The organism is Pseudomonas auratipiscis, from assembly GCF_036324085.1.
Lineage (GTDB): Bacteria > Pseudomonadota > Gammaproteobacteria > Pseudomonadales > Pseudomonadaceae > Aquipseudomonas > Aquipseudomonas auratipiscis.
On record NZ_JAZDCU010000009.1, the window covers coordinates 18814 to 44496 of the forward strand.

The 25683-nt window shown below is 60.0% G+C and carries 23 protein-coding genes and 1 pseudogene; 13 read left to right on the plus strand and 11 right to left on the minus strand.

Translation table 11 applies throughout. The features are described 5' to 3' along the window. Positions 1-40: 40 nt before the first annotated feature. The 3 genes and pseudogenes from V0R60_RS27005 to V0R60_RS14210 form a co-directional block, all read right to left on the minus strand. Complete coding sequence (locus V0R60_RS27005; RefSeq protein ID WP_371922314.1) at positions 41-826, minus strand: methyl-accepting chemotaxis protein; 786 nt, start codon at positions 824-826, stop codon at positions 41-43. Between the two features lie 69 nt (positions 827-895). Continuing rightward, positions 896-1927: pseudogene (locus V0R60_RS27010) on the minus strand (HAMP domain-containing protein); the annotation flags it as partial. A gap of 159 nt (positions 1928-2086) precedes the next feature. Beyond that, the gene (locus V0R60_RS14210) at positions 2087-2968 is read right to left on the minus strand and encodes a LysR family transcriptional regulator (RefSeq protein ID WP_136475354.1); all 882 of its coding nucleotides are present in this window, start codon (positions 2966-2968) and stop codon (positions 2087-2089) included. 125 nt (positions 2969-3093) lie between these two features. Between V0R60_RS14210 and V0R60_RS14215 the strand changes: the two genes are divergently transcribed. After that, on the plus strand, positions 3094-3540 hold the full coding sequence (locus V0R60_RS14215; RefSeq protein WP_203543149.1) for a PACE efflux transporter: 447 nt from the start codon (positions 3094-3096) through the stop codon (positions 3538-3540). 6 nt (positions 3541-3546) lie between these two features. Here V0R60_RS14215 and V0R60_RS14220 read toward each other — a convergent pair whose 3' ends face one another. From V0R60_RS14220 to V0R60_RS14235, 4 genes are all read right to left on the minus strand, one after another. Further along, positions 3547-4590, minus strand: a complete 1044-nt coding sequence (locus tag V0R60_RS14220) for a hypothetical protein (RefSeq protein ID WP_330079400.1) — start codon at positions 4588-4590, stop codon at positions 3547-3549. A gap of 109 nt (positions 4591-4699) precedes the next feature. After that, positions 4700-5398, minus strand: coding sequence for a GntR family transcriptional regulator (locus V0R60_RS14225; RefSeq protein ID WP_330079401.1), 699 nt, complete (start codon positions 5396-5398; stop codon positions 4700-4702). A gap of 16 nt (positions 5399-5414) precedes the next feature. After that, the gene (locus V0R60_RS14230; RefSeq protein WP_330079402.1) at positions 5415-6119 is read right to left on the minus strand and encodes a FadR/GntR family transcriptional regulator; all 705 of its coding nucleotides are present in this window, start codon (positions 6117-6119) and stop codon (positions 5415-5417) included. A 69-nt stretch (positions 6120-6188) separates the two neighbouring features. Next, positions 6189-7499: a C4-dicarboxylate transporter DctA gene (locus V0R60_RS14235; RefSeq protein WP_330079403.1), complete on the minus strand. Its 1311-nt coding sequence runs from the start codon at positions 7497-7499 to the stop codon at positions 6189-6191. Positions 7500-7964: 465 nt separating this feature from the next. On the opposite strand from V0R60_RS14235, the gene V0R60_RS14240 reads away from it, so the two are divergent. The 7 genes from V0R60_RS14240 to V0R60_RS14270 all read left to right on the plus strand — a co-directional run bounded on the left by V0R60_RS14240 (position 7965) and on the right by V0R60_RS14270 (position 17571). Beyond that, positions 7965-9662, plus strand: a complete 1698-nt coding sequence (locus V0R60_RS14240) for a putative bifunctional diguanylate cyclase/phosphodiesterase (protein WP_136475359.1) — start codon at positions 7965-7967, stop codon at positions 9660-9662. A 115-nt stretch (positions 9663-9777) separates the two neighbouring features. Continuing rightward, positions 9778-9867 carry a K(+)-transporting ATPase subunit F gene (gene kdpF / locus V0R60_RS14245; RefSeq protein ID WP_136475360.1) on the plus strand — a complete coding sequence of 30 codons (90 nt, stop codon included), beginning with the start codon at positions 9778-9780 and terminating at the stop codon, positions 9865-9867. An 8-nt stretch (positions 9868-9875) separates the two neighbouring features. Continuing rightward, a complete protein-coding gene (gene kdpA, locus V0R60_RS14250) occupies positions 9876-11570 on the plus strand; it encodes a potassium-transporting ATPase subunit KdpA (RefSeq protein ID WP_330079404.1) in 1695 nt (564 codons plus the stop codon). 10 nt (positions 11571-11580) lie between these two features. After that, on the plus strand, positions 11581-13635 hold the full coding sequence (kdpB, locus tag V0R60_RS14255; RefSeq protein ID WP_330079405.1) for a potassium-transporting ATPase subunit KdpB: 2055 nt from the start codon (positions 11581-11583) through the stop codon (positions 13633-13635). A 16-nt stretch (positions 13636-13651) separates the two neighbouring features. Then, positions 13652-14212 (plus strand): potassium-transporting ATPase subunit KdpC, encoded by a 561-nt coding sequence (kdpC, locus tag V0R60_RS14260; RefSeq protein WP_136475363.1) that lies wholly within the window; start codon positions 13652-13654, stop codon positions 14210-14212. Positions 14213-14221: 9 nt separating this feature from the next. Next, a complete protein-coding gene (locus V0R60_RS14265; RefSeq protein WP_330079406.1) occupies positions 14222-16882 on the plus strand; it encodes a sensor histidine kinase KdpD in 2661 nt (886 codons plus the stop codon). Then, the gene (locus V0R60_RS14270) at positions 16879-17571 is read left to right on the plus strand and encodes a response regulator (RefSeq protein ID WP_330079407.1); all 693 of its coding nucleotides are present in this window, start codon (positions 16879-16881) and stop codon (positions 17569-17571) included. The genes V0R60_RS14265 and V0R60_RS14270 overlap by 4 nt, the downstream gene beginning before the upstream one ends. Before the next feature lie 16 nt (positions 17572-17587). On the opposite strand, the gene V0R60_RS14275 is transcribed toward V0R60_RS14270, so the two are convergent. Next, positions 17588-18628, minus strand: coding sequence for a patatin-like phospholipase family protein (locus V0R60_RS14275; protein WP_330079408.1), 1041 nt, complete (start codon positions 18626-18628; stop codon positions 17588-17590). Between the two features lie 157 nt (positions 18629-18785). Between V0R60_RS14275 and V0R60_RS14280 the strand changes: the two genes are divergently transcribed. The 3 genes from V0R60_RS14280 to V0R60_RS14290 all read left to right on the plus strand — a co-directional run bounded on the left by V0R60_RS14280 (position 18786) and on the right by V0R60_RS14290 (position 20728). Further along, positions 18786-19064 (plus strand): hypothetical protein, encoded by a 279-nt coding sequence (locus V0R60_RS14280; RefSeq protein WP_136475367.1) that lies wholly within the window; start codon positions 18786-18788, stop codon positions 19062-19064. A 14-nt stretch (positions 19065-19078) separates the two neighbouring features. Next, on the plus strand, positions 19079-19846 hold the full coding sequence (locus tag V0R60_RS14285; protein ID WP_330079409.1) for a CHAD domain-containing protein: 768 nt from the start codon (positions 19079-19081) through the stop codon (positions 19844-19846). Positions 19847-19927: 81 nt separating this feature from the next. Continuing rightward, complete coding sequence (locus V0R60_RS14290) at positions 19928-20728, plus strand: acyl-CoA thioesterase (protein WP_330079410.1); 801 nt, start codon at positions 19928-19930, stop codon at positions 20726-20728. A 17-nt stretch (positions 20729-20745) separates the two neighbouring features. Here the strand turns inward: V0R60_RS14290 and V0R60_RS14295 are convergent, their stop codons facing one another. The 3 genes from V0R60_RS14295 to V0R60_RS14305 form a co-directional block, all read right to left on the minus strand. Beyond that, the gene (locus V0R60_RS14295) at positions 20746-21108 is read right to left on the minus strand and encodes an Mpo1-like protein (protein ID WP_136475370.1); all 363 of its coding nucleotides are present in this window, start codon (positions 21106-21108) and stop codon (positions 20746-20748) included. A gap of 75 nt (positions 21109-21183) precedes the next feature. Next, positions 21184-22662: a methyl-accepting chemotaxis protein gene (locus V0R60_RS14300; RefSeq protein ID WP_330079411.1), complete on the minus strand. Its 1479-nt coding sequence runs from the start codon at positions 22660-22662 to the stop codon at positions 21184-21186. 89 nt (positions 22663-22751) lie between these two features. Continuing rightward, complete coding sequence (locus tag V0R60_RS14305) at positions 22752-23558, minus strand: TatD family hydrolase (RefSeq protein ID WP_330079412.1); 807 nt, start codon at positions 23556-23558, stop codon at positions 22752-22754. A gap of 158 nt (positions 23559-23716) precedes the next feature. Here V0R60_RS14305 and V0R60_RS14310 point away from each other — a divergent pair, with 158 nt between their 5' ends. Continuing rightward, a complete protein-coding gene (locus V0R60_RS14310) occupies positions 23717-25126 on the plus strand; it encodes an MltF family protein (protein WP_136478902.1) in 1410 nt (469 codons plus the stop codon). Positions 25127-25344: 218 nt separating this feature from the next. Beyond that, positions 25345-25653, plus strand: coding sequence for a hypothetical protein (locus tag V0R60_RS14315; protein WP_136475373.1), 309 nt, complete (start codon positions 25345-25347; stop codon positions 25651-25653). Positions 25654-25683 lie beyond the last annotated feature (30 nt).

Genomic DNA, 25683 nt, shown 5'->3' on the forward strand with positions numbered 1-25683 from the left:
GCCTGGCGAGGGCTGTGCAAGCCCTCGCCAGGTGTTGGCTTTAAATTTTGAAGCTGTCGACCAATTGCTTGAGGCGACCTGCCTGTTGGGCCAGGGCATCGCAGTGAAGCAGGGTGTCATTGAGGTTGGCCACGCCTTGCTGGTTCAACACGTTGATTTGGGTGATGTCCAGGTTCAGGCTTTCGACCACGGCAGTCTGCTCTTCGGTCGCGGCGGCCACCGACTGGTTCATGCCGTCGATTTCGCCAATACGCTGAGTAACGCTGCTCAGGCGTTCACCGGCCTGGTTGGCAACCGATACGCTTTCCTCGCTCGAGACCTGGCTGGCGTTCATGTTATGCACCGCCTCGCGGGAACCGACCTGCAGGGTGGTGATCATTTTGTGAATCTCCTCGGCCGACTCCTGGGTGCGGTGGGCCAGGTTGCGAACCTCATCGGCGACCACGGCAAAACCGCGGCCGGCTTCGCCGGCACGGGCAGCTTCGATCGCCGCGTTGAGGGCCAGCAGGTTGGTCTGCTGGGAGATACCCTTGATCACATCGAGAATCTGCCCGATGTCGTCGGTGCTGGCATTGAGGGTTTCGATCTGTTCGCAGGATTCGCTGATTTTCTGCGACAGTGAGGTCATCGCGGCGATGGTTTCCTGCACCACCTGGCGACCGTCGTTGGCTTGTTCGCTGGCACCGCTGGCGTGTTGCGAGGCATCGGCGGCGTTGCGCGCGATTTCCTGGGTAGCCGCACCGAGTTCGTTGATGGCAGCGGCCACGCTGTTGGTGCGCATGCTTTGTTCTTCGGAACCGACAATCGAGGCGTTGGACGCACTCATCACGCGCTCCGAAAGGTCATGCACCTGGCGGGTGGCCGACGACACTTCGGCAATCGAGGCATGAATACGCTCGACGAACTGGTTGAACGCACTCGCCAGTTCGCCGAATTCGTCCTTGTTTTCCACTACCAGGCGGCGGGTCAGGTCACCTTCTCCTTGGGCGATGTCCTTCATGGCGCGGCCCATGGTGGTCAGCGGACGCATCAGCACCGGAATCAGCAGGCTCAGCAGGCCAGCAATAGCGGCAACGGCAATGAGCATGGCAATGATGGCAGATGTGCGGAACTGGCTGAGGGCGACGTAGGCTTTGTCCTTGTCGATAGACAGGCCGATGTACCAGTCGGCGGAAGGCAGGCCGCTGACCGGCGCGAACGAGATGATTCGCGCTTCGCCGCCCAGGTTCACGTCGTGAATACCTGGTGCCACTTGCAGGTTGCTGCCAGGGTAGATGTCCTTGAGGTTTTTCATCACCTGGTCTTTGTTCGGGCTGACGATAACCTGGCCATTGCGATCAGCCAGGAACGCGTGGCCGATGCCACCGAAGTCCACCGCGTTGATGATATCGACCAGACTCGCCAGACTCAGGTCGCCGCCGACTACGCCGAGCAGTTCACCGCTGGCGTTGCTTTTCACCGGCATGGCAATCGTTACGACCAAACCACCGACCGCGGCCATGTAGGGTGGCGTCAGCATTGTCTGGTTGGCGGCCACAGCAGCGGAGTACCAGGGGCGCTGGCGTGGGTCGTAGCCGTCAGGCATTTTTGCGTCCGGACGTTGGGTGAATACACCGTTGGCCTGGCCGACGTAGGTGAACTGGAAGTTGCTGGTGAACGAACGCTGGTCGACAAGGCCGGCGAAGTCGGCGTTGGCACCCTGATGGGCAACGTTCTGGGCCAGGTTTTCCAGCACCAGGATGCGGCCGCTCATCCAGTTCTGCACGCTGCTGGCGGTCAATGCACCGGCCTGTTTGACCGATGACTCGATGTTCTGCCGGATGGTGTTGCGTTGCAGGTAGTCGTTGTAGAGGGTGAACAAAGCAAATGCCAGAACCACGACGCCGCAGGCGCACAGCAGGATCTTGTGGCGAAATTTCAGGTTCATGTTGCGAGACCTTTAGCCAGTAAGGAGGAGTGCCGAGCGGTGCTTTTGGCGTTGCTCGTACCTGTCGATGAGGCTATCGGCCGCAGTCTGGAAAAATTGAAAGTCAGAATGCCGCAGGGGAACGTCAGGTTTATTCTGCCAGTGGTGCCGGGTAAACCCTTATGCGCCGAGCATCCTGACCAGTTCTTGCGCCGCTTTCTGCAGGGGGTGGCTTTGCCGCCAAAAGGCATGCACGGGCAGTTGCAGTTCGTTGCGGGTGTTGTTGAAATCCAGGCGCAGCAAGCGTCCGGCCTTGAGGAGCGGAGCAACCCGTGACAACGGAAAATCGCCCCAGCCCAGGCCCGCCTCTACCATCTCCAAGGCCATGCTCAAACTATCGGTGCGCCACTGGGCTTTGCCGATCAGTGCGCGTGTATCGGTGATCGGCAGATCGTGGCTGGCTATCAGGATTTGCCGGACATTGACCAAGTCTTCGAGGTAGGCAATTTGCCGGGGGTGGTGCGCAAGGGCAGGGTGCTGCGGCGAGATAACTGCCACCAATGACTCCATGCCGATATTCTGGAAGCGTTGCTGCGGATCGACGGTCAATCCGGCAAAAGCCAGGCACAAACTGACTCGCCCCTGCTGCAGCAACTGTAGGGCCTGCTCCTGTGGGGCGTTGAGGATTTCGATGTCCAGTAATGGGTAGCGTTCGCTGACGGCTTTGATCGCGGTCAGTAGTGGACGGTGATCGATGTCCGGGACCACGCTGATTGCCAGCGTGCTCTCCAATCCCAGAGACAGCTCAAGGGCATGTACCTGCAGCAGCTCCAGTTGCCCAGCGATCATGCGTGCATGGGGTTCGAGGGCTTGGGCCAGGGCGGTCGGACGGGTTTCTCGATGCGTGCGTTCGAACAGCGGATAGCCCAATTCCGCCTCCAGGTTGCCAATCGCCATGCTTATGGCCGAGGGCACCCGGCCCAAGGCACGCGCAGCGGCAGAGAACGAGCCACGATCAAGTACGGCAAGGAAAAGCTCGATGTTGTCACTGGAGAAATTCAAAGGGTACTTCCTGTTGTCAGTAAAATTGATAGCTGCTGACTTTTTCTATCAGAAATATTGACGCACTCTTGCGCGCCTCTGCAACCCGGATGGGCTGCGTTTGATGACGAAATTGAGGTGGTAACGTGCAAGGGGTGAAACGCAAACTGGTCTATGTGAGCGCTTATGAAGCAATTGGCCTGTGCATGTCGACCTTGGGCCTGGCCTATTTGTCGGATACGGCGCCAAGCAATACCGGCCCGCTGGCGGTGATGATCACCACCATCGCCATGGCCTGGAACTTCATCTACAACACGCTGTTCGAGTATTGGGAAAGCCGTCAGGTAAAGCGTGGGCGCAGCGTTGCCCGGCGCGTGGCGCATGCCATCGGTTTTCAGCTGACATTAGTGGTTTACCTGATCCCGCTGATTGCCTGGTGGCTGGACATGAGTCTGGTCGAAGCCTTCCTGGTGGACCTGGCTTTCATCATTCTGATTCCTTGCTACACCTTTGTGTACAACTGGCTGTTCGATCGCATTTTTGGCCTGCCGACCTCTGCTCAGGCGGTAAATGACAATCGCGCTGTCGCTTGAGGCCGGTTACGGCGCCGGCAGCACAATACGTAGCGAACCGCTGTCGGGTTCAATGCCCATACGCCGGGTGCCGAGCAGGCCTTCCTCGATCTCGCCGGACAAGTAATACACCCCGGCCATGGCGCCAGTCTTGCGGTTGTCCATCAGCTCTCGCCATTCCTCATTGAGCGCAACATTGAGGATCACCCGCAACTGTTCGATCATGGCGGGCTGTTCCTGATTGTGGGTGATGACGCCATAGCCCGCCGCGGCCACTGAGATCAGTGAGCCGGCAACGCGGCCAACCGCCGTTGCCACTGCGCTGGCGATACCGCGCGGCGCCAGGGTTGCGCCGAGTTTTTCACTGGCCTGTTGGGCCACCGAGGATAGGCCGACATCCGAGCGTTGGGTGCCAGCGCGCACTGTACTGTGCATATGCCCGACCAAGGCGGCATAAGCGGGTTGCTCGGCAAGCGGTTTGCTGAAAAGCAACTGGTAGAGCGAGGCATTGCGCGCGGCCGGCGGCCCGAGGTTAATCGCCTGGATCCGCGTCAGGCGCAGATTAAACTGCTGCGCCGGTGCGCGATAACGCTGGGCAATTTGCTGCAATTGCTGGCCCAGAAGCTGGATATACAGCTCCATGGCGCGATCACGAATCCCTTCTGGGTCGATTTCCTTGGCCACCTGATCGAGCACCTGGCGGTGATACTGCTCTTGCAGATAAAGCGCCAGGCGCTTCTCTGGCGGGTCTTTACCATCGCCACTGTTCATTTTGTACCAAGCGACTTTCATGGTCAGCCACTGCTGGGTCCAGTAACCAGTGAACCAGGGAATGAACTCGCTTTCGGTGAACTGCTGCACGCGATCCCTCCATACGCGCATGGAGCGTCGGGCATAGTCGTTGACTGAACTGGTACTGGCCAGGGAGGCCTGGATGATTTCCCGGTCGATCTGCTCCCAGATGGCACGGCTCAGTTGCACCGGGGGAGGTTCGACGGGCTTTTGTCGCGAGGCGCAACCGCTTAGTGCAAGCAGAATCACCAACAGAAAGAGAAGGGCACGGGGGGTCACAAGCGCTACCCCCTTGCGACAGGATTATCTCTCAATATTTTTCAGTATAGGCAGTTGCCGAGGTGCAGGCGCGAGCCGCAGCCGGGGATAGACGAACAGCGTGCGCATTTCAGTCGCCAACCACAGACTGCAGATCGAGTTTGGCTTCGATATGGTCCAGATGCTCGTGCATGAGGGTCAGGGCAGCACTGGCATCACCCTGCTCCAGAGCATCGATGATGGCCACATGTTCTTGCCAGGCGCAGTGACTGCAGGGACGCGTTTCGTATTGGGCGATGATCAATGAGGTCTGTGGTACCAAGCCATTGAGAAAGCGGGTCAGTGGGGCATTGTTGGCGATCTCCGCCAGTTTCAGGTGGAATTCACCGCCCAGGCGAATGGCCGTGCAGCGCTGGCCTTGCTCATGGTGCTGGCGTTCACGGGCGACCAGTTCGCGCAATTGACGGATCTTGGCCGGTCGCGAGCGTTGTGCCGCCAGGGTGATCAACGTGGTTTCGGCCAGGCGTCGGGCGCTGAGGATTTGTCGCGCCTGTTGTGGGTCAGGCGCGGCCAGACGGGCGGTATGGCTGGGGCGCTGGACGATTACCTGTTGATCGCACAAGCGGCCCAACACCCGGCGAATCACCGTGCGGCTGACGCCGAACGCTTCACCCAGTGCCTGTTCGGGCAAGGCACTGCCCGGTGCCAGGCGCTGTTCAAGAATCGCATCGAACAGGCGCGGATAGATCTGCTCGGCTGACAGGCGCACTTCGCCGTGGGCAAGCAGGACAGGCAGGGCGGTCACAGACGCTTGGGCGCTGGTGTTCATCAATGCTCTCCTGGGGTCAGATGACCGGATGTTCGTCCGGGATATTCAGTTCGATACCCATGCGCCGACCTTCCTGGAGTATGTGGTGGCGCATTTGCGCGCTGGCCTGGGCGCTGTTCTTGTTGCGAATGGCGCGTACCACTGCTTCGTTTTCCTCCAGGCGCGCCGCCAGGTGCTCGGGAGAGTTGCGCAACACCGCAGCACTTTGCTTGAGGGCATTACTGGTTTGTTGCACCACACTCTGGAATATCGGGTTGGCAGTGAGGGTGAACAGCTCTTCATGGAAGGCGATGTAGGCATTGACCCCGGCTTCGCTGTCTTGCGCCTCGAGGGCTTCGCGCATGTCCATCAGGGTCAGGCGTAGCTGGCCAATTTCCTTGCTGCTCACAGACTGGGCCACCAAGCCGACGATGAACGGCTCCAGGGTATAGCGCAGTTGCAGAACATCCTCGAGGCTGGCTTCTGCCACCGCGGACTGCGGCGCGGCACTTTCGGCCATCTCGGCGTCCAGCACCAACACACCTTTACCAGGCATCGAACGCACCAGGCCGAGGGTCTCCAGGACGGTTACCGCTTCACGCAGGCTGGGACGACTGATGCCCAATTGTTCGGCCAACTCGCGCTGGCCCGGGAGCATGTCGCCGGAGCGCCATTGACCACGGGCCAGGGCCTGGCGAAGTTTTTCCACTACCGAATTCACTACTGTCGATGAAGTAATCACTGTTCACTCCATGAGAACACTTGCATGGTTTGCTCCTGTGGCCGGCACCCTTGGTGCCGGCCACTTCACTCAGAACTCTTGTTGGTGGGCGTGGGGTGTCTTGCGTTGGGAAAAACCAAAACCCTGTTTACCGGCCAGCACATTATTGGCCCGCTCCATGTCGATATCACCTTCCCAGCGGCCGATGGCTACGGTGGCCACGCAGTTGCCGATCAGGTTGGTCAGCGCCCGGCCGATCCCCATGAACCAGTCAACGGCCAGCACCAGCACCAGACCCACCACCGGAATCGCAGGAATGGCGGTTAGCGTTGCCGCCAGAATCACCAGCGCCGAGCCCGGAATACCGTGGGCACCTTTGGAGGTGATCAGCGATACCAGCAAAATGGTCAGCAGGTCGGTCATTGCCAGCGGCGTGCCGGTAGCGTTGGCAATAAAGACAATAGCCAACGTCAGGTAGATCGAGAAGCCATCAAGGTTGAAGGAGTAACCGGTCGGTATCACCAGGCCGACAGTGGAATTGCCAATCCCCAGGTGCTCCAGCTTGCGCATGATTTGCGGCAGTACGGCGTCCGAGGATGCGGTGCCCAGGACAATGGTCAACTCTTCGCGCAGGTACTTGATGAACGGCAGGATACGCAGGCCCGACAGGCGCATCACGGTACCCAGAATCAGCAGCACAAAACCTGTGCAGGTCAGGTAGAACAAAGCGACCAGGCCACCCAGGTGCTGCAGCGATTCGAGGCCATATTTGCTGGTGGTGAACGCGATGGCACCGAACACGCCGATCGGCGCCAGGCGCACGATCATGCCCATGATGCGAAAGATCACATGGCTCAGCTCGTTGATCAGTCGCGAGATGCCCGAGGCGGCTTCACCTACCAGGTTCAAGGCGCTGCCGAACAGTACCGAGAACAGCAGCACTTGCAGGATGTTGTTGTCTGCGAAGGCACCGATCACCGACGTCGGGATCAGGTCCATGAGAAACGCCGCGGTGCCGTGGATGTGCTGGCCGCGATCAGCCAGGTTGCCAGCCTCAGCGGTGGAGAGTTGATCGAGGTGGATGTTGGCGCCACTGCCGATTCCGGAGGTAAAGGCAAACACCAGGCCGATGACCAGGGCAATGGTGGTGAGGATCTCGAAATAGATGACCGATTTAAGGCCGATGCGGCCAACCTTCTTCAGGTCGCCTGCACCGGAAATACCGCTGACTACAACGCAGAACACGATCAGTCCAATGAGCATTTTTATCAGCTTGATAAAGCCGTCGCCCAAGGGTTTCAACTGTAGGGACACTTCGGGAAAGCTGAGGCCACAGGCGACGCCTAGCACCAGGCCGAGCACTACTTGGAGGAAGATCGAACGCGAGCACCATTTGAGCATGGGAGGGATCTCTGATCGGTGTCCTTGCTTCGATGCCTGGAAGGGGCGAAAGAGCGGAGGACTTAATTATTGTGGTCTTACCGGTATGTCCAGTGCGTAGTCAGTGTATGCGCGGGTTTTCGGCCTTTGCAAGAGGTCTTTGGATGAAAGGTAGCAACAACTGGTCAGACCGGTTCGAGTGCTTCAGCGCGTAGGGTCGTCAGCGCTTACTAGGCCTAAATGTCGGGGTGTGTTATCTATTTGACTGTTTGGTCAGTAAATTTTTGTTGAAAATCAATTGGTTGTTTAAATCCATAAGCATTTGGTCGCAGCTGATTTCGTCACATTTGCTCATGAAATGTGATGTAATTCGTGTGGTTATTACCAACCGTCTACGTTAACCACCCGGCGTAGACGGCTGCTTCGAACTAAAGAATCAGTGCTGGTCGAGCGCTGCAATCGCTTACCCACTGGTACGAGATTTTCATGGACGATAATTACCGCACGGCTGTTGATGCAGCCGCGATTTTTTCCGAAACCGACTTGAGTGGCAGGATCACTTACGTCAACGAGCAGTTCTGCAGTATCTCGGGCTACAGTCGCGATGAACTGCTGGGGGCCAATCACCGCATCCTCAACTCCGGCCTGCACGACCCGGCTTTTTTCGAGGGTATGTGGACTGCGCTGGTTGCCGGCAGGATGTGGAAGGGCGAAATCTGCAACCGCGCCAAGGATGGTTCGCTGTACTGGGTCGACAGCACCATGGTGCCGCTGATCGATCCTGCCAGTGGCCGGGTGCGCAAGTACGTGTCCATCCGCTTCGACGTGACCGAGAAACGCCAGTTGCTGCATACGCTGCAGTGGCGGGTGGGGCATGACGTGCTGACCGGGCTGCCCAATCGTGCATACCTTTCGGACTTGCTGAATCAGGCGCTGGAGTTCTCCCGAAGCAAGGACATCGCCCTGGCTGTGTGCATGCTCGATCTGGATGGTTTCAAGGCGGTCAATGATGGCTATGGCCATGCCTGCGGCGACTTGTTGCTGGTCGAGGTCGCCAACCGCCTGAAGGGCATCTTGCGCGGTGGCGACGAAGTAGCGCGCCTTTCGGGTGACGAGTTCGTGCTTATTTTGCGTGCTGTGCAGGACTCCGGGCAATTGCACCTGGCCTTGCAGCGAGTTCTCAAGGCGGTTGCAGCGCCGTATTCGATCAAGGATCGTGAGGTGAGTGTCAGCGCCAGCATCGGGGTGACGCTGTTTCCCCTCGACAACGAAGACGCTGACACTCTGGTACGGCATGCCGATCAGGCGCTGTATGTCGCCAAGCAGAGTGGACGTAATCGCTACCACTTGTTCGATGTGTCGCTGGATCGTGAGGTCAAGGCTACCCACCAGACCGTGGCTCGGGTGCGTCAGGCCTTGATCAAGGGCGAGCTTTGCCTGCATTACCAACCCAAGGTCAACATGCGCAGCGGCCAGGTTCTCGGTTTCGAGGCCTTGCTGCGCTGGCAGCATCCGATCAAGGGTTTGGTCGCGCCGGCCGATTTTTTGCCACTGATAGAGCAGACGGACCTGATTGTCGACATCGGCGAATGGGTAATCACCCAGGCCATGGCGCAAATGCAGCGCTGGCAGCAGGCCGGGCACGTTTGGCCGGTGAGCATCAACATCGCGGCGCGGCACGTTCAGCGCAGTGACTTTGTCGAGCGCCTGACAATATTGCTGGGGCGTCACCCAACCGTAGCGCCGCAGATGCTCGATCTGGAAATTGTCGAATCGGTGGCGATCGAGAATATTCAGCGTGTGAGCCAGTGTCTTGAGGCCTGTCAGCGACTGGGTGTGCAGTTCTCTCTGGATGATTTCGGTACTGGCTATTCGTCCCTGAGTTATCTCAAGCGCCTGCCGACGCGTACTATCAAGATCGATAAATCCTTTGTTCGCGACATCCTCAACGACCATGACGATCTTGCTCTGACGCGGGCAGTGATTGGTCTGGCCAGGGCGTTCGGGCGCGAGGTGGTCGCTGAGGGTCTGGAGACCATCGAGCACGGGCAACTGTTGATGGGACTGGGCTGTGATGTCGCCCAAGGCTATGGTATTGCCCGGCCCATGCCGGCAGAAGCCGTTATCGACTGGGCCGCCGGCTACGTGCAGCCGCCACAGTGGCTGGCATTGGCGGGGCACTGATAGCGTTCTTTACGCATTCTTTATGATCTGGCCAGGGCTCTGGTCTCGCACCTTTACAGCAGCGCTACCGAGAATGACCGTCAGCGGCGAAGTGCCGTAAGGACGGAGAGTTGCGATGAGCATTCTGGATGGGGTGGCACTGCTGCTGGCAGTGGCGTTGATGATCTACCTGATGGTCGCGCTGCTGCGCGCCGACCGGGGATAGGAGCCGCCATGCACAGTTACGATTACGCGTTGCTGCTGGCGTTCTTCGCGCTGGTGCTGGTCCCGGCGCCTTGGCTCGGGCGTTTTTACTACAAGGTGATGGAAGGTCAGCGCACCTGGCTATCCCCGGTACTGGGGCCGCTTGAGCGGGGATGTTATCGATTGGCCGGGGTCGACATGCAGGTCGAGCAAAGCTGGAAGCAGTACACCCTGGCCTTGCTTGCATTCAACCTGGCCGGTTTCGTTCTGGTTTTTTCGGTGTTGCTGCTCCAGGGCTACCTGCCGCTCAACCCGCAACACTTGCCAGGCCAGGAATGGACGCTGGCGTTCAACACCGCAGTGAGCTTTGTCACCAACACCAATTGGCAGGCCTACAGTGGCGAAGCCTCGGTCAGCTACCTGAGCCAGATGATGGGGCTGACGGTGCAGAACTTTGTCAGTGCTGCCACAGGGTTGGCCGTGCTGGTCGCGTTGTGCCGTGGTATTGCGCGGCGCTCGGCCCTGACACTGGGCAACTTCTGGGTCGACATGACCCGTGCCACGCTCTACGGCTTGCTGCCGCTGTGCCTGCTGTTGGCGTTGCTGCTGGTATGGCAGGGCGTGCCGCAAACCTTCGGTCACTACATCCAGGCCCTGACCCTGCAAGGCGCTGACCAGACAGTTCCGCTCGGCCCTGCGGCCAGTCAAATTGCAATCAAGCAATTGGGTACCAATGGCGGTGGTTTCTTCGGCGTCAACTCCGCGCACCCCTTCGAGAACCCGACGGCCTGGAGCAACTTGCTCGAGATGGCCTCGATCATCCTGATTCCCGCGGCACTGGTGTTCACATTCGGTCATTACGTCAAGGATCTGCGTCAGAGCCGGGCAATCATTGCCTGCATGTTGGCATTGTTTCTGATTGGTGGCGGTACTGCACTGTGGTCGGAGTACCAGGCCAATCCGAGCGTGAACAACCCGCAGGTAGAGCAGACAGCACCGCTCGAGGGCAAGGAAAGCCGCTTTGCTACCACCGCCAGTGTGCTCTGGACGGTGACTACAACCGCAGCCTCCAACGGCTCGGTGAACAACATGCACGACAGTCTCAACCCGGTCAGCGGCATGGTCGCGTTGGTCAACATGATGGTCGGTGAAGTGATCTTCGGTGGCGTCGGTGCCGGGCTCTACGGCATGTTGCTCAATGTGTTGATCGCGGTGTTCCTGGCAGGCTTGATGATTGGTCGCACACCGGAGTATCTGGGCAAGAAACTCCAGGCCCGAGAAGTGCAACTGCTGGTGGCAACCTTGCTGGTAATGCCGGTCGGTGTGCTGGTGCTGGGAGCCTTGGCGGCGAGCCTGCCAGGCCCTGCCGCCGCGATCAGCAATCCTGGTGCGCATGGCTTCAGTCAGTTGCTTTACGCCTACACCTCGGCCAGTGCCAACAACGGGTCAGCCTTCGCCGGCTTCGGTGCCAACACCACCTTCCACAACCTGATGTTGGGCCTGGGCATGCTGATTGGCCGCTTCGGCTACATCCTCCCAGTGCTGGCGCTGGCGGGCAGCCTGGCGATGAAGAAAGCCGCGCCGCAGGGTGAGAACAGCTTTCCGACTCATGGCCCGTTGTTCGCCACGTTGCTGGTGGTCACCATCGTATTGGTGGGTGGCCTGACATTCCTGCCGGCCCTGGCCCTTGGCCCTGTCACCGAACACCTGAGCCTGGGTTTCTGAGGAACGAATGATGAATATGCCCATTCCTGAAGTGAAAGCCGCTCCGGCCGCCATGCCGCCGACTACCTTTGCGGCACTGTGGCGTCCGGCGTTGGTACAGGCTTTCGTCAAGCTCGACCCACGTCAGCTCAAGCGCTCACCCGTAATGCTGGTGGTGGAGTTGACTGCGATATTCACCACCTTGCTGTGCCTGGTTCCCGACAGCCAGGTGCCTGTGGCGGTGGCGGTGCAAATCGCCGTGTGGCTGTGGTTCACCGTGTTGTTTGCCAATTTTGCCGAAGCCCTGGCAGAGGGACGTGGCAAGGCGCGCGCCGACAGTCTCAAAGCCGGTAGCCAAGGTCTCAATGCCAGGCGGCGCAATGCCTCGCGCAGTTTCGAGGTGGTGCCGGCGAGCAGCCTGCGCAAGGATGATGTGGTCAAGGTGTTGGCAGGCGAGATGATTCCCGGCGACGGTGAAGTACTCGAAGGCATTGCTGCGGTGAACGAAGCGGCGATCACGGGTGAGTCGGCGCCAGTGATTCGAGAGTCGGGTGGTGATCGTTCGGCGGTAACCGGTAACACGCGCCTGGTTTCCGACTGGCTGCTGATCCGCATCACCAGCAACCCCGGCGAGTCGACCCTGGACCGCATGATCGCCCTGGTCGAAGGCGCCAGGCGCCAGAAGACGCCCAACGAAATTGCCCTGGATATCCTGCTGATCGGTTTGAGCATGATTTTCCTGGTCGTGGTGGTCACGCTGCAACCCTTCGCCCATTTTGCCGGCGGCAGTATCCCCCTGGTGTTTCTGGTGGCGCTGTTGGTCACCTTGATCCCCACCACCATCGGTGGCCTGTTGTCGGCCATTGGTATCGCCGGCATGGATCGCCTGGTGCGTCTCAATGTTATCGCCCGTTCTGGCCGCGCCGTGGAAGCGGCCGGAGACGTACATGTGCTGATGCTCGACAAGACCGGCACCATCACCTTCGGCAATCGTCGTTGCAGTGCCTTGCACGCCGCTCCCGGTGTGACTTCCAGGGAGTTGGGCGAGGGCGCCTTGCTGGCGTCGCTGGCGGACGATACCGCCGAGGGCAAGTCGATCGTCGAGTTCCTGCGCCAGGCGCATGATTTTGCCGAGCCATGTGCAAATCAACTGACGCCAGTGGCGTTCAGCGCTGAAACCCGGTTGTCGGGTGTGGATTATCAGCAGCGACGGTTTCGCAAGGGCGCAGTCGATTCGGTGCTGGCGTTCGTTGGTATGCAGCGTCTGGAAATGCCCGCGTCCTTGTCGCGTGAAGTGGACAAGATCGCCCAGAGTGGCGGTACCCCGTTGCTGGTATGTGTCGACAAGCACCTGCTGGGCGCGATTCACCTCAAGGATGTGGTCAAGCCGGGAATTCGCGAACGTTTTGCCGAACTGCGCAAACTGGGCATTCGTACCGTGATGGTTACCGGGGACAACCCGCTGACGGCGGCTGCAATTGCTGCCGAGGCAGGTGTCGATGACGTCCTGGCCGAAGCTACGCCCGAGAAAAAACTGGCGCGCATTCGCCAGGAGCAGAACGACGGGCGGCTGGTTGCCATGTGCGGTGACGGCGCCAATGACGCCCCCGCGCTTGCGCAGGCCGATGTCGGCATGGCCATGAACGACGGCACCCAGGCGGCCCGCGAAGCTGCCAACATGGTTGACCTGGACAGCGATCCGACCAAGCTGCTGGACGTGGTTCAGGTTGGCAAGGAGTTGCTGGTGACTCGTGGTGCCCTGACGACCTTTTCCATTGCCAACGACGTGGCCAAGTACTTCGCCATTCTGCCGGCACTGTTTGCGGCACTCTATCCGCAATTGGGTGTGCTCAACCTCATGCAACTGAGCAGCCCGCAAAGTGCGATCGTTTCGGCGATTGTCTTCAACGCCTTGATCATCGTGGTACTGATTCCGCTGGCCTTGCGTGGGGTACGGGTGCAAGCCGCCAGTGCCGCACACCTGCTGCGCCGCAACCTGCTGATCTACGGGTTGGGCGGGCTGATCGTGCCGTTTGCCGGGATCAAGTTGATCGACATGCTGCTCACTGCTTTGCATCTGGTCTGATACCAGGGAGACGACCATGACAACTTACGTACGTCCGGCCTTGAGCCTGATTCTGCTGATGACCCTGATCACCGGAGTGGTGTATCCGCTGGTGGTCACCGGGGTGGCACAAGTTGCCTTTCCCGAGCAGGCCAATGGCAGCCTGCTGCGTGATGACCAGGGCAATGTGCGCGGCTCGCTGTTGATTGCCCAGGCGTTCGAGGGCGATGCCTGGTTTCACTCACGACCTTCTGCTGCCGATTATGCAACGGTCGCCAGTGGCGCCAGTAACCTGGCACCGAGCAATCCAGCGCTGGCCGAGCGCATCAATCAACGTGCTGCGCAGCTGTATGTAGCGGCGCAGGGTGCGGTGCCGCTGGATCTGCTGACGACCTCCGGCAGCGGCCTGGACCCGCACTTGTCGCCCGCCGCCATCGCTTATCAACTGCCGCGGGTAGCAGCGGCGCGTCAACTCAGTGTCGAGGCCTTGCAAGCGTTGGCCGAGCAGTCCACCCTGCAGCCATTGATCGGACCACCGGTGGTCAATGTACTGGCTCTGAATGCCAGCTTAGAACGGCTGGCCCCGACGTCAAAGTAAGGATAGGCAGTGAGCGATAGCAACTCCGAACGCGCTGATGCGTTGTTGGCCGGGCTGCCGCGCGAAGGGCGCGGCAGGCTCAAGGTGTTCCTCGGTGCCGCGCCGGGAGTAGGCAAGACCTACGCCATGCTCCAGGCCGCCCATGCCCAGGTACGCCAAGGTGTGCAGGTGCTGGCGGGGGTAGTTGAAACCCATGGCCGCGCTGAAACCGAATCCTTGCTTGCCGGGTTGGCGCAGCAGCCCCTGCTGCGTTGCGAGTATCGCGGCGTGCAGTTGGAAGAGATGGACCTCGATGGCTTGCTCAAGGCCTCGCCACAACTGGCGCTGGTCGACGAGTTGGCCCACAGCAACGCCCCCGGCAGCCGCCACGCCAAGCGCTGGCAGGATGTGCAGGAGCTGTTGGCTGCGGGCATAGACGTCTACACCACGGTCAACGTCCAGCACCTTGAAAGTCTCAACGACCAAGTGCGCGGTATTACCGGCGTGCAGGTCCGTGAAACCCTGCCGGACTGGGTGTTGCAGGAAGCCTTTGAATTGGTTCTGATCGATCTGCCACCACGGGAATTGCTTGAGCGTTTGCGCGAGGGCAAGGTGTACGTGCCCGAACAGGCAAGGGCGGCAATCGATGCGTTTTTCAGCCAGACCAACCTTACGGCGTTGCGTGAGTTGGCGATGCAGACCGCAGCGGCACAGGTGGATGCCGACCTTGCCCACGGTTATCGCCAGCTCGGCCAGGATGCACCCTCTTTGCGCGGTCGCTTGCTGGTCGGGGTCGATGGTGATGTCCAGGCCGAGCGCTTGGTGCGCCATGCCTGCCGGGTGGCCCAGCGCCGCCACCTGCCCTGGAGCATGGTGCATGTCGACAATGGCAAGTTGCGCGACGAAGCCGCTCGCCAGCGTTTGCAGGCAGCCCAGCAATTGGCGGAGCGTCTGGGCGGTGAAGTGGTGCTGCTGCGTGCGGGTGAAGTGGCCAGAACATTGATCCAGCATGCCCTTGAGCGGCGCGCCAACCTGGTATTGGTCGGCCAGTCCCGTGATCGCCTGCGGCGGCGGTTGTTCGGTGCCGGTGTGGCCACGCGCTTGTTGCGTGAAGCCCATGGCCTGGAAATCAACGTACTCGACCGTGACGACCGGCCTGAGCCGCAAAATGCGGCGGTTAAGAAGGTCTGGGTCTGGCGTCATTACCTGTTGGCGCTGATTGCAACCTTGCTGGCAGCGGGCCTCGCCTGGGGCGTATCCACGGTGTTGGCATTGCCCAATATCTCCTTGGTGTTTCTTGCCGCGGTGCTCCTGGTGGCTGTTCGCAGCAGCCTGGGCCCGGCCTTGGCCTGTGCAGTCATGTCGTTCCTGACCTATGACTTTCTGTTCATTCCGCCGAATTTTTCCTTCAGCATCCAGCGTGAAGAGGACGTGCTGACGTCGCTGTTTTTCCTGTTGATGGCAGCACTCACCGGTAACCTGGCCGCACGTCAGCGCCGGCAATTGCAGGCGCTGCGTGAAACCCAGGAGCAGACCAACCAACTGCTCGACCTGACGCGCAAACTGACTGCCGCCACTGACCGACAGGCCGTGTTCAACGCCGCCGGGCAACACCTCGATGGCTGGAACGATTTGCAGGTGTGCCTGCTTGAACGGGATGTCGAAGGACGCCTGCAGGTTGCCACGGCCAGCAACGTGCAATTCAACGATAACGAGCGGGCTGCCGCCGATTGGGCCTGGCAGCATGATCAGGCCGCGGGCCTTGGCAGCGATACCTTGCCCAATGGGCGTTGGTGGTGGTGGCCGCTTTCTGTCGAAGAGCAGCCGCTGGCGCTGATCGGTGTGCGTCCGCGTCAGGGCCAGAGCCTTACCCCGCAACGCCGGCGCCTGCTCAAGGCGCTCAGCCAGCCTCTGGCCCAGGCCCTGGCCCGCGCACGCCTGGCTGAACAACTTGAGGCCGCGCGCCTGCACGGTGAAACAGAGCAATTGCGCAGCGCATTGCTGGCCTCGGTTTCCCATGACCTGCGCACGCCGCTCACCGCCATGCGCGGCAGCATTGACAGCCTGCTGGCCCTGGGCGAAGCGATCCCTGCAGCCGACCGCCAGGAGTTGCTTGAAGGTACGCGCAACGAAGCCGAGCGCCTGGACCGTTACATCCAGAACCTGCTGGATATGACACGCCTGGGACATGGCGGATTGAAACTGGCCCGCGACTGGGTGGCGCCAACCGACATTGTCGGCAGTGCCCTTAACCGCTTGCGAGTGCTACTGACACCGCTGCAGGTTTCCACCGAAGTGCCGGACGGCTTGCCGTTGCTGTTTGTCCATGCTGCGCTGATTGAGCAGGCGCTGGTCAATGTGCTGGAGAATGCGGCGCGTTTCTCGCCCACTGATGGGCGCTTGCAGTTGCGCGTATCGGCTGACGATGAACAGTTGAGTTTTGCCGTCAGTGACGAAGGGCCTGGTATTCCGCCAGCGGATCGCGAGAAAATTTTCGACATGTTCTATACCGCCGCGCGGGGGGATCGCGGCGGGCAAGGCACGGGTCTTGGTCTGGCGATTTGCCAGGGCATGATCGGGGCGCACGGTGGGCGAATTCAGGTGGGCGAGGGCATCGATGGCCACGGCACCTGCATCACTTTATGCTTGCCGCTCCCCGCGCAGCCCGAGCCTGAAAGCGAAGCCTTATGAGCCAGATAGCAACCCTTCTGGTCATCGACGATGAACCACAGATTCGCAAGTTCTTGCGCATCAGCCTGAATTCTCAAGGCTATAAAGTGCTGGAGGCCGCCACCGGCGCCGAAGGCCTGGCCCAGGCGGCACTCACCCGGCCGGACCTGGTGGTGCTGGATCTGGGCCTGCCCGACATGGATGGCCAGCAGGTACTGCGCGAATTGCGTGAATGGAGTGCGGTGCCGGTTCTGGTGTTGTCGGTACGTGCCAGTGAGGTGCAGAAAGTCGAGGCACTGGATAACGGAGCCAACGACTACGTGACCAAACCGTTCGGCATCCAGGAGTTTTTGGCACGGGTGCGTGCACTGTTGCGCCAGGCGCCGCAGGCCACGGCCACCGATGTGGCACCGAGTTTTGGTCCGCTGACGGTCGACCTGGCCTTTCGCAAGGTGACCCTGGATGGGGTTGAAGTTGCCCTGACTCGCAAGGAATACGCGCTGCTGGCGCAACTGGCTACGCACCCTGGGCGGGTGATCACCCAGCAGCAACTGCTCAAGGATATCTGGGGACCTACCCATGTAGATGACAGTCATTACCTGCGCATTGTCGTGGCGCATGTGCGGCAAAAGCTAGGTGATGATCCGACAGCGCCGCGCTTTATCATCACCGAGCCGGGTGTGGGGTATCGGTTGGTGGGGCCTGAGTGAATTGGATGGATTACGCTCAGCGCCGCTCCGCCTCATAGTTATCCAACGTATCGCGAGCAATCTCCCGCCCCAGGGCGATCAACTCCGGCGCCTTGTAAAACTCGAAGAAGCGACATACCCGCTTGGGCACGTTGATCAACACATCCGGTGGATAACCGGCAATCTTGTATTGCGCCAACGAAGTTTGCATGACCTCGAAGCTCTGGTTGATCAAGTCCAGCAGTGAAGCAGGGCCGACGTTGTCGATGATGAACGACCCCGTCGCTGATTTCGGTGCACCGTCCGTTTCCGGCGCTGCAGCCGGTTGCTGGGCTTCAGGATCGGCTGCATCACTGAGCCAGGGGTTGGGAACATGCACCGCCTGGGGCTCGAACTCTTGTTGGATGCGCATCAGTTGTTCAGCTTGTTTGCGTCGGAACGGCAGGTGTGAGCCCAGAGAGCTGATCAGGTTATCAAACCGCAACTTGAAGGCGGCCGGCCGTTCGATCACCGGCAATTGATACTGTTTCTGGTTGGTCGAGTTGAGGTTCACCGCAATGATCAGGTCGCAGTGGCTGGAAACCACCGGAATGATTGGCAAGGGGTTGAGAATTCCGCCGTCGACCAACATACGGTTACCTTGCACCACCGGGGTGAACAGGCTGGGGATTGCTGCCGAAGCACGCATGGCCTGATGCAGGCAGCCTTCCTGAAACCAGATTTCCTGCTGGTTGGTGAGGTCTGCAGCTACTGCTGTGTAAGGAATGCGCAGCTCTTCGATGTTAATTTCACCGACAATTTTGCGAATCTGGCCAAACACCTTTTCCCCGCGAATGGCGCCCAGGCGAAAGCTCACATCCACCAAACGCAGCACATCCAGGTAATCCAGGCTTTCGATCCAGTTGCGATACTCATCCAGCTTGCCGGCAGCATAAATGCCGCCAATCACCGCGCCCATCGAACAGCCGGCCACGCAGGCGATGTCATAGCCCCGTCGTTCCAACTCCTCGATCACGCCGATATGCGCATACCCTCGGGCTCCGCCCGAGCCCAGTACCAATGCCACGCGTTTACTCATGATGGTTCCCGGCTTGACTGCGTCGATGGTCTAACAATGCGCCCTTTCGTGTCTGTGCTTCAATCGTCATTAGCGCTGCGCTACGCTTTGCAGGGCACTTTTGTTCTTTCTGGTCGTCGAACACGCCACTTTGTGTATTTATTTTGAGGTATTACCGATGAAAGCCTGGATTTGCCTGCCTCTGATTGCTCTGGTCCTGACCGGCTGCGCTGGCAAGACTGCCTATCGCGATAGTTGCGCCAATCAGTTGGATTCGGCCTGGAAGGAACTGGACCTGGCCAAGGCTGAAGGTTTCGCCGGAACAGTCAGCTATTCCAAGGCGTTGTCATTGTTGACCGGAGCCAAGACCCAGCAGCAGTTCGAAGCCTTTGAAGGATGCAGCAACAAGGCGGAAAAGGCCCGTTTCTATATTCGTGAATCGCGCGCGGGTCGCTGACTAAGGAGAACACCATGTCGGTCATGCTCGACCATGTGATTGCCCAGGTACTGGCCTTGCAGATTCGTTTGCTCAGCTGTCAGGCGCGTCTGGCGGCTGACACCGACGGCGAAGCGTTGCACGACCTGCGCATCGCCACTCGGCGTTTGCGCAGCTTGCTGCGACCATTGCGTGAGCTGCCCGGCGTCGAGCAGCTTGAAGGGGCGGCAAAAGCGCTGGGCAATCTGACGACTCCGTTGCGTGATCGCGAGGTACTTGCGGCGCAGTTGCTCGAACGCGAGCAGATGGTGGCGGCACAGACGCGCCTGGTGCATCGTCAGGCAACTTTTGCCAGCGTTGCCGAGAGTGCCGAGTTGGGGCGTTTGCTGGCAATTATCGACGCCTTTCCGATTTTTCTGCGGGCAGCTGAGCGCGAGGGTTTGATCCGCCGCTTGCACCGGCGTATCGACAAGCGCCTGGAGAAACAGTGGGACAAGCTCGGCGAGGCGTTGCAGGACCCGGCCCACGATCGACACCGTCTGCGTCTGCTGATCAAGCGCGTGCGCTATGGCGCGCAAGCCTATCCGCAACTGGAGCACGCCGGGCGCCGCCTGCGGCGCTTGCTCAAAGCCGCGCAAAGCGATTTGGGCAGTTGGCATGACCATTTGCAATGGCTGTTGCAAGCCGACCAGCAGCATGACCTCAGGCCTTGTGTCGATCACTGGCAGGCACAGTTGCACGACGCCGAACAACGGGCTGATGTGACGCTGGAACGCTTACTCGTGGTGCTTAAGCAGCGATAAGCCGCTTATATGGCCGAAATGCGGGCTGTCGCTGCCGGCTGTGCTGGTTAAGATCGGATTTTTCCCACGGATGAAGTCGGCATGAATTTCTCGCAATTACTCAAGGCAGTCCGTCTGCATCCCCAGGCAGTCTCCATTCCTGCCAGCTGGGCGCAGGGGCGTGCCTGTTTTGGCGGTTTGATGGCGGCACTGCTATACGAAACCATGCGTGCCAAGACATCACCTGGACGTCCGGTGCGCTCCCTGGCTATCACCTTTGTCGGGCCCGCCGAGCCGGATGTGCCGATCAGTTTCGAGGTGGAACTGCTGCGCGAAGGCAAGGCAGTCAGTTCGCTGCTCGGCCGTGCCATGCAGAACGGTCAGGTAGTCACCCTGATGCAGGGCAGTTTTGGTGGCGGGCGTGAGTCAGTGGTCGACGTTGCAGCATTGCCTGCTGTGGAAATGCGCAGTGTGGACGAGTCCGCGACCGAACTCCCTTACATCAAGGGAATAACTCCCGAGTTCATGCAGCATGTATCGCTGCGCTGGGCGATTGGCGGTATTCCTTTCAGCAACAACCACTCGCGCAGCATGGGCGGATGGGTGAGGTTGCGCGACGAAGGTGGTGACGAAACCTTGAGTGAAGCGCACCTGCTGGCATTGGTAGATGCCTGGCCACCGACCTTGCTCTCGCACCTGAAACGGCCAGCGGCAGGCAGCACCCTGACATGGACCATCGAGTTCGTTCAGCCAGTGCCGAGCCTGACCACCCTGGACTGGTGCAAATACTGCGTGCAAACAGAACATGCCCGCGATGGTTACGGCCATGCAGCGTCGGCCCTGTGGACCGACAAGGGCGAATTACTGGCCATCAGCCGGCAGACAGTGACCGTCTTTGCCTGAGCCTTGCATGCAAACCTTCAGTGGCGATGGCGGTCCCGCCAGGCGCGCCACCATGCACCGCTAAGGACGAAGCGCGGAAAAGTAATGAACTGCTCGACCAGCAGTCGCCCGACGGCATCCTTACGGCTGCTGAAGGGCTCCGGCTGTTGTTTTTCGAGGCGATGGCCCTGGCGTTGCAGGCCAAGGGCCGCGATCAAGGCGATAATGCCGACGGCCAGTTGCGCGAGGTCCAGGGAGAACAATCCGGACAGCACCAGCAGCACACCCAGGATGAACAACGGCACGGCGATCAAATGCAGCACCAGGTTGGTCGGGTTGCGGTGGTTGTGGTGATAGCCGCGCCATTGCCAGGCGTGCAGATTGGGTAAGCGTTTGCTCATGGGCAAATCCTCAGGGTTATGCCTGAAGAATAGTGCGGCCCCCGCAAGGGGGCCAATGAGCGCCAGCTATGAGGCTTATAGCTTTAGTTGGCCAATGGCCTTGTTGAGCTCGCCAGCGAGGGTGGCCAGCTCGCTGCTGGTGGTGGCCGAATCGACGGTCTGTTGCACGGTCTCCTCGGTGACGTCACGAATGCTCACCACCGCGCGATTCATTTCTTCTGCTACCTGACTTTGTTGCTCGGCGGCGACTGCAATCTGGGTATTGCTTTCACGCATCTGCGCCACGGCGCTGGTGATCTCGGCCAGGGCGGCCCCTGCCTCCTGAGCCTGTTGCACGCAATCGTCAGCCTTGAATGAGCTTTCCTGCATGAAGTCCACGGCATCGCGGGTGCCTGCCTGCAGCGCTGAAACCATGGTGGTGATTTCGTCGGTGGAGGCCTGCACGCGCTTGGCCAGGTTGCGCACTTCGTCGGCGACAACGGCAAAGCCGCGGCCCAGGTCACCGGCGCGGGCGGCTTCGATAGCCGCGTTGAGGGCCAGCAGGTTGGTCTGTTCGGCAATGCTGTGGATGACGCTGACTACACCATTGATCTTCTGGCTATCCTTGGCCAGTTGGCGAATCATCTCGGCTGTTTGCTGTACACCACTGGACAATCCTGAGATCGAAGTCTGCACCCGGCTGACCACTTCCTGGCCACTGCCAGCCAGCGTGTCGGCAGTCTGCGACAAGTCCCGGGTCGCACCGGCGTGTTGGGCAATGTGGTAAACGGTGGCGGTCATTTCGTTGATAGCAGTGGCGGCCTGATCGGTTTCGCTCTGCTGCCCGAGCATCCCGTGGCGTACATCGTTCATGCTCGAGGCCAGGCGCGCAGCACCTGAATCGAGCTGTGCAGCCGTACGCGCAACGGTGTTGACCACGCGGTGGTAGGTGGTCTGCATGGCATTGAATGCGCTGGCCATCTGGCCGACTTCATCGCCGCAGGACAAGGGGACCCGCGCCGAGAGGTCGCCGGTCTTTTCCACATGCAGCATCACATCCTTGAGGGTGTTGAGCTGGCTGAGCAAGAAGCGGATCAGCAACTGCGAGGCGCAGAGCATGGCCAGCATCAGGATCAGGACGCAGATCGCGTAATTGGCGAAACGGTCGGTAAACACCTGTAGCAGGCTGGGGGAGGGCGCAAGGACAGCGATCTGTTGGCCTTCGCGGCTGATGACCTGGGCGCCGCTCACTGGGTTGGTGCCAGTCAGTGCCAGGCCGTGCAGTTCTACCCAACCCTGGGCATTGGCCAGGGCCTCAAGGTTTTCATCGGCAAAGGACGGCGCTTGCCCAGGGGCGTACTGCAACCACAAGGGGTTGTGCGGCAGGGCTTGGCCTGCAGGCCAGGCAGCCAGCAATTGGGCCTGCGATTCGGCTCTGACCTGGGCTTCCTGTGCCCGGGCCTGCTGCTCAAGATGTACGGCATACAGCACCACGAACAACGTCGTTACGAAGGCCACTGCGTTGACGGCCCAGAACTTGTATTTCAAGGAGATATTGCTAAGCCAGGCACCCATGGAAGGTCTTCTCTGATTGAGCGGAAACAAACATTATTGGCAAGGTGCCATCATTGTGCCGCAGCGCACAGGTTGTGTGTTGATATGCGTCAAATAATCACGGGCAAGCCAAAGAAACTGCGGGCGCAAGCACTAGTATGAGCGGCAAGTCGCTCGGGGCTTTCGCCACGATGCAGCGCAACTTCGCGCAATACTTCCGTGAGGAATGCCGGTTCGTTGCGGCCGCTCTTGGGCTTTGGTCGCAGGCTGCGTGGCAGCAGGTAGGGGGCATCACTCTCCAGCATCAGACGGCCTTCGGGGATACTGCTGACCAACGGGTGCAAGTGGGTGCCGCGACGTTCATCGCAGATCCAGCCAGTGATGCCTATGTGCAGATCAAGATCCAGGTAGCCGAACAGGGCGCTGCGTTCGCCGGTGAAACAGTGCACGACCGCGGCGGGCAGGCGGTCGCGATAGTCTTTGAGGATTGCCAACAGCCGCTCGCTGGCATCGCGCTCATGGAGAAACACCGGCATCTGCAGTTCGGCCGCCAGGGCCAGTTGCTCCTCCAGGGCTTTTTCTTGTTGAGGGCGCGGCGAAAAGTCACGGTTGAAGTCGAGCCCGCATTCACCCACTGCACGCACGCGCGGTTGCACCAGCAAAGCGCGCAAGTTGGGCGCGCTAGCAGCGTTCCAGCTACTGGCGTCATGGGGATGTACCCCGGCGGTGCTGAACAAGCGCTGGCCGCTTTCATCCAGCGCCAGGCACAGTTCCAACGCTTGCTCGCTACCCTCAAGGCTGGTGCCTGTGACCAGCATTTGCACCACACCGGCGGCTTGGGCACGATCGAGAATCGCTTGGTGCTTGTCGGCAAAACTTGGGTTGGTCAGATTGACGCCGATGTCGATGAGTTGCATGGTGCTACCTCAGGCCGGTGGCCGGCCAGCATAGCAAAGCTCGAAGGATTTCGATAAATCGAAGAACTTCAATGAGTTGTCGTGGTCTTTTGCGGTCAATTGTCATGGAACGACCGCACACTATGGCGCCAACCCCACACGCGCGGACCTTGCATCGGATGACCCGAGCGCTGTTTCTGTTGATTGTGCTTAGCCTAGGGCTGCTGCAGGCAGGGCCTGCGAGTGCGCGTTTGCCCGGGCCACAACAGTCGACGGTCAAGACCCAGGTTCGAGACCTTGCACAGATTCGCAGCAGCCGGGTGCTCAAGGTACTGGTCAATCAGAGTCGCAATAGTTCCGGTGAAGTCAAAGGCGAGTCGGTGGGGGTTGAATACCATCGCCTGCGTGCCTTGGAGCATTACCTTAACGCTCGCGCACGCGATGGTCAGGAAATTCGCCTGAAAATCATCCCCCGAGCCAAGGAGCAGTTGTTGGCTGCATTGCAGCGTGGTGAGGCCGACTTAGCGGCGCCGGGCGAGTTGCTCGATCCGACTTCCACACGCGGGCTGGTCGCCAGCGATCCGGTGGTGGATAACGTTCAGATGGTGTTGGTCGGACGCAAGGGGGAGCGCAGTTTCCAGCGGGTCGAACAGTTGTCTGGCCGAACCTTGGCCCTGACCAGTGCCAGCGCCGCCGGAGATACCTTGCATGAGATCAACCAGAAGCTGGCCTTACGCAAGTTGCCGCCGATCAAAATCGAATGGGTCGATCCTACGTTGGCGGTGGAAGATGTACTCGAGATGGTTCAAGCCGGCATTTTTCATCTAACGGTGGTCGAACAGCCGATTGCCGAACGCTGGGCCAGGGTCATGCCCAAGCTGCGTATCGATCGCAAAGTGCAGGTAGCCGCTCCCGAGGCCATGCGCTGGTATGTGCGACGCGATGCGGTAATGCTGCACGCCAGTGTTGACCGCTTCCTCCAAGGCTATCGACCACCGGCGAACCAGGACGCGGCTTTTGAGCGTATCTACCGGCGCCTGTACCGGGTTCACAACCCGCTGGCGCGCAAGGATCGCAAACGCCTGGAAGCGTTGCGTCCAGTGTTGCAACGCCATGCCAGCGAGCAGAATATCGATTGGTTGAACCTGGCTGCCGTAGCCTTCAAGGAGTCCTCGTTGAACCCCGCGGCCCGAGGTGCCGGGGGAACCCATGGGTTGATGCAGATTACCTCGAGTGCGGCCCAGCGGGTGGGTGTGAGCAATATCAGCAATGTCGACGGTAATGTGCAGGCCAGCGCGCGGTACATGGCACTGATTCGGCGCAAGTTCTTTTCCAGCAACCAGCTCAACGAGCGTGAGCGCATGGCGTTCACCCTGGCTGCCTACAACCTGGGGCCGGAGCGGGTTCAAGCCATGCGTGCCGAAGCTCGCAGGCGTGGGCTCAACGGCAACCAGTGGTTTTTCCAGACCGAGCGTATCGCCATGGAGCAGGTGGGGATGGGGCCGGTCAGTTATGTGAACAGCGTGAACAAATATTTCCTGGCATTTGATCGCGAGCGGCTGTCGCTTGAGCAACAACGGCGCAAGTGATTGGCGTCTGTCCGTATGCGTGCAGATCACTGGGGACGCTTTATCCGGGTTGACATTCTGCCCGCAGCTTCTCTAGGATGCTGACTTGCGCCGATTTAAACAGCTACTTGCGGGGCGCAGGAGGAACCAAAAAGGTTTCACCAAATACCGCTAAAGCGCTGGTTCGGTGACGCCTCCCACCGCAGCCCAGCGGGATCTGCGAGGCGGAGAAATACTCCATGAGTTGTCCACGTACCAGTGTCTGTTTGACCCCTCTGCCTGCTAGCCAGGCCACTCGCGTGCCGCGCATCCTGCTGGGCGGTAGCCATCAGCCTACACTTCTTCGCTTTCTCGATGGTTGGCCGCGCCGCAAAGGCAGCGCCACTGCATTTTTGATCCAGTTCGCCGATACCCGCGCTTCCCTCGACCAGTTTGCCAGCGACCGCTTCGACTTGGCTGTAATTCAGTCGCCAAGTGCCGAAGACGCCGCCGAGGTGATCGCTCACCTGACCCGCGTTGCGCGGCAAGGCTTGATCACCCGCGGTTGAGTCCGAACTTCGCCGCAGCATCGGTGCGGG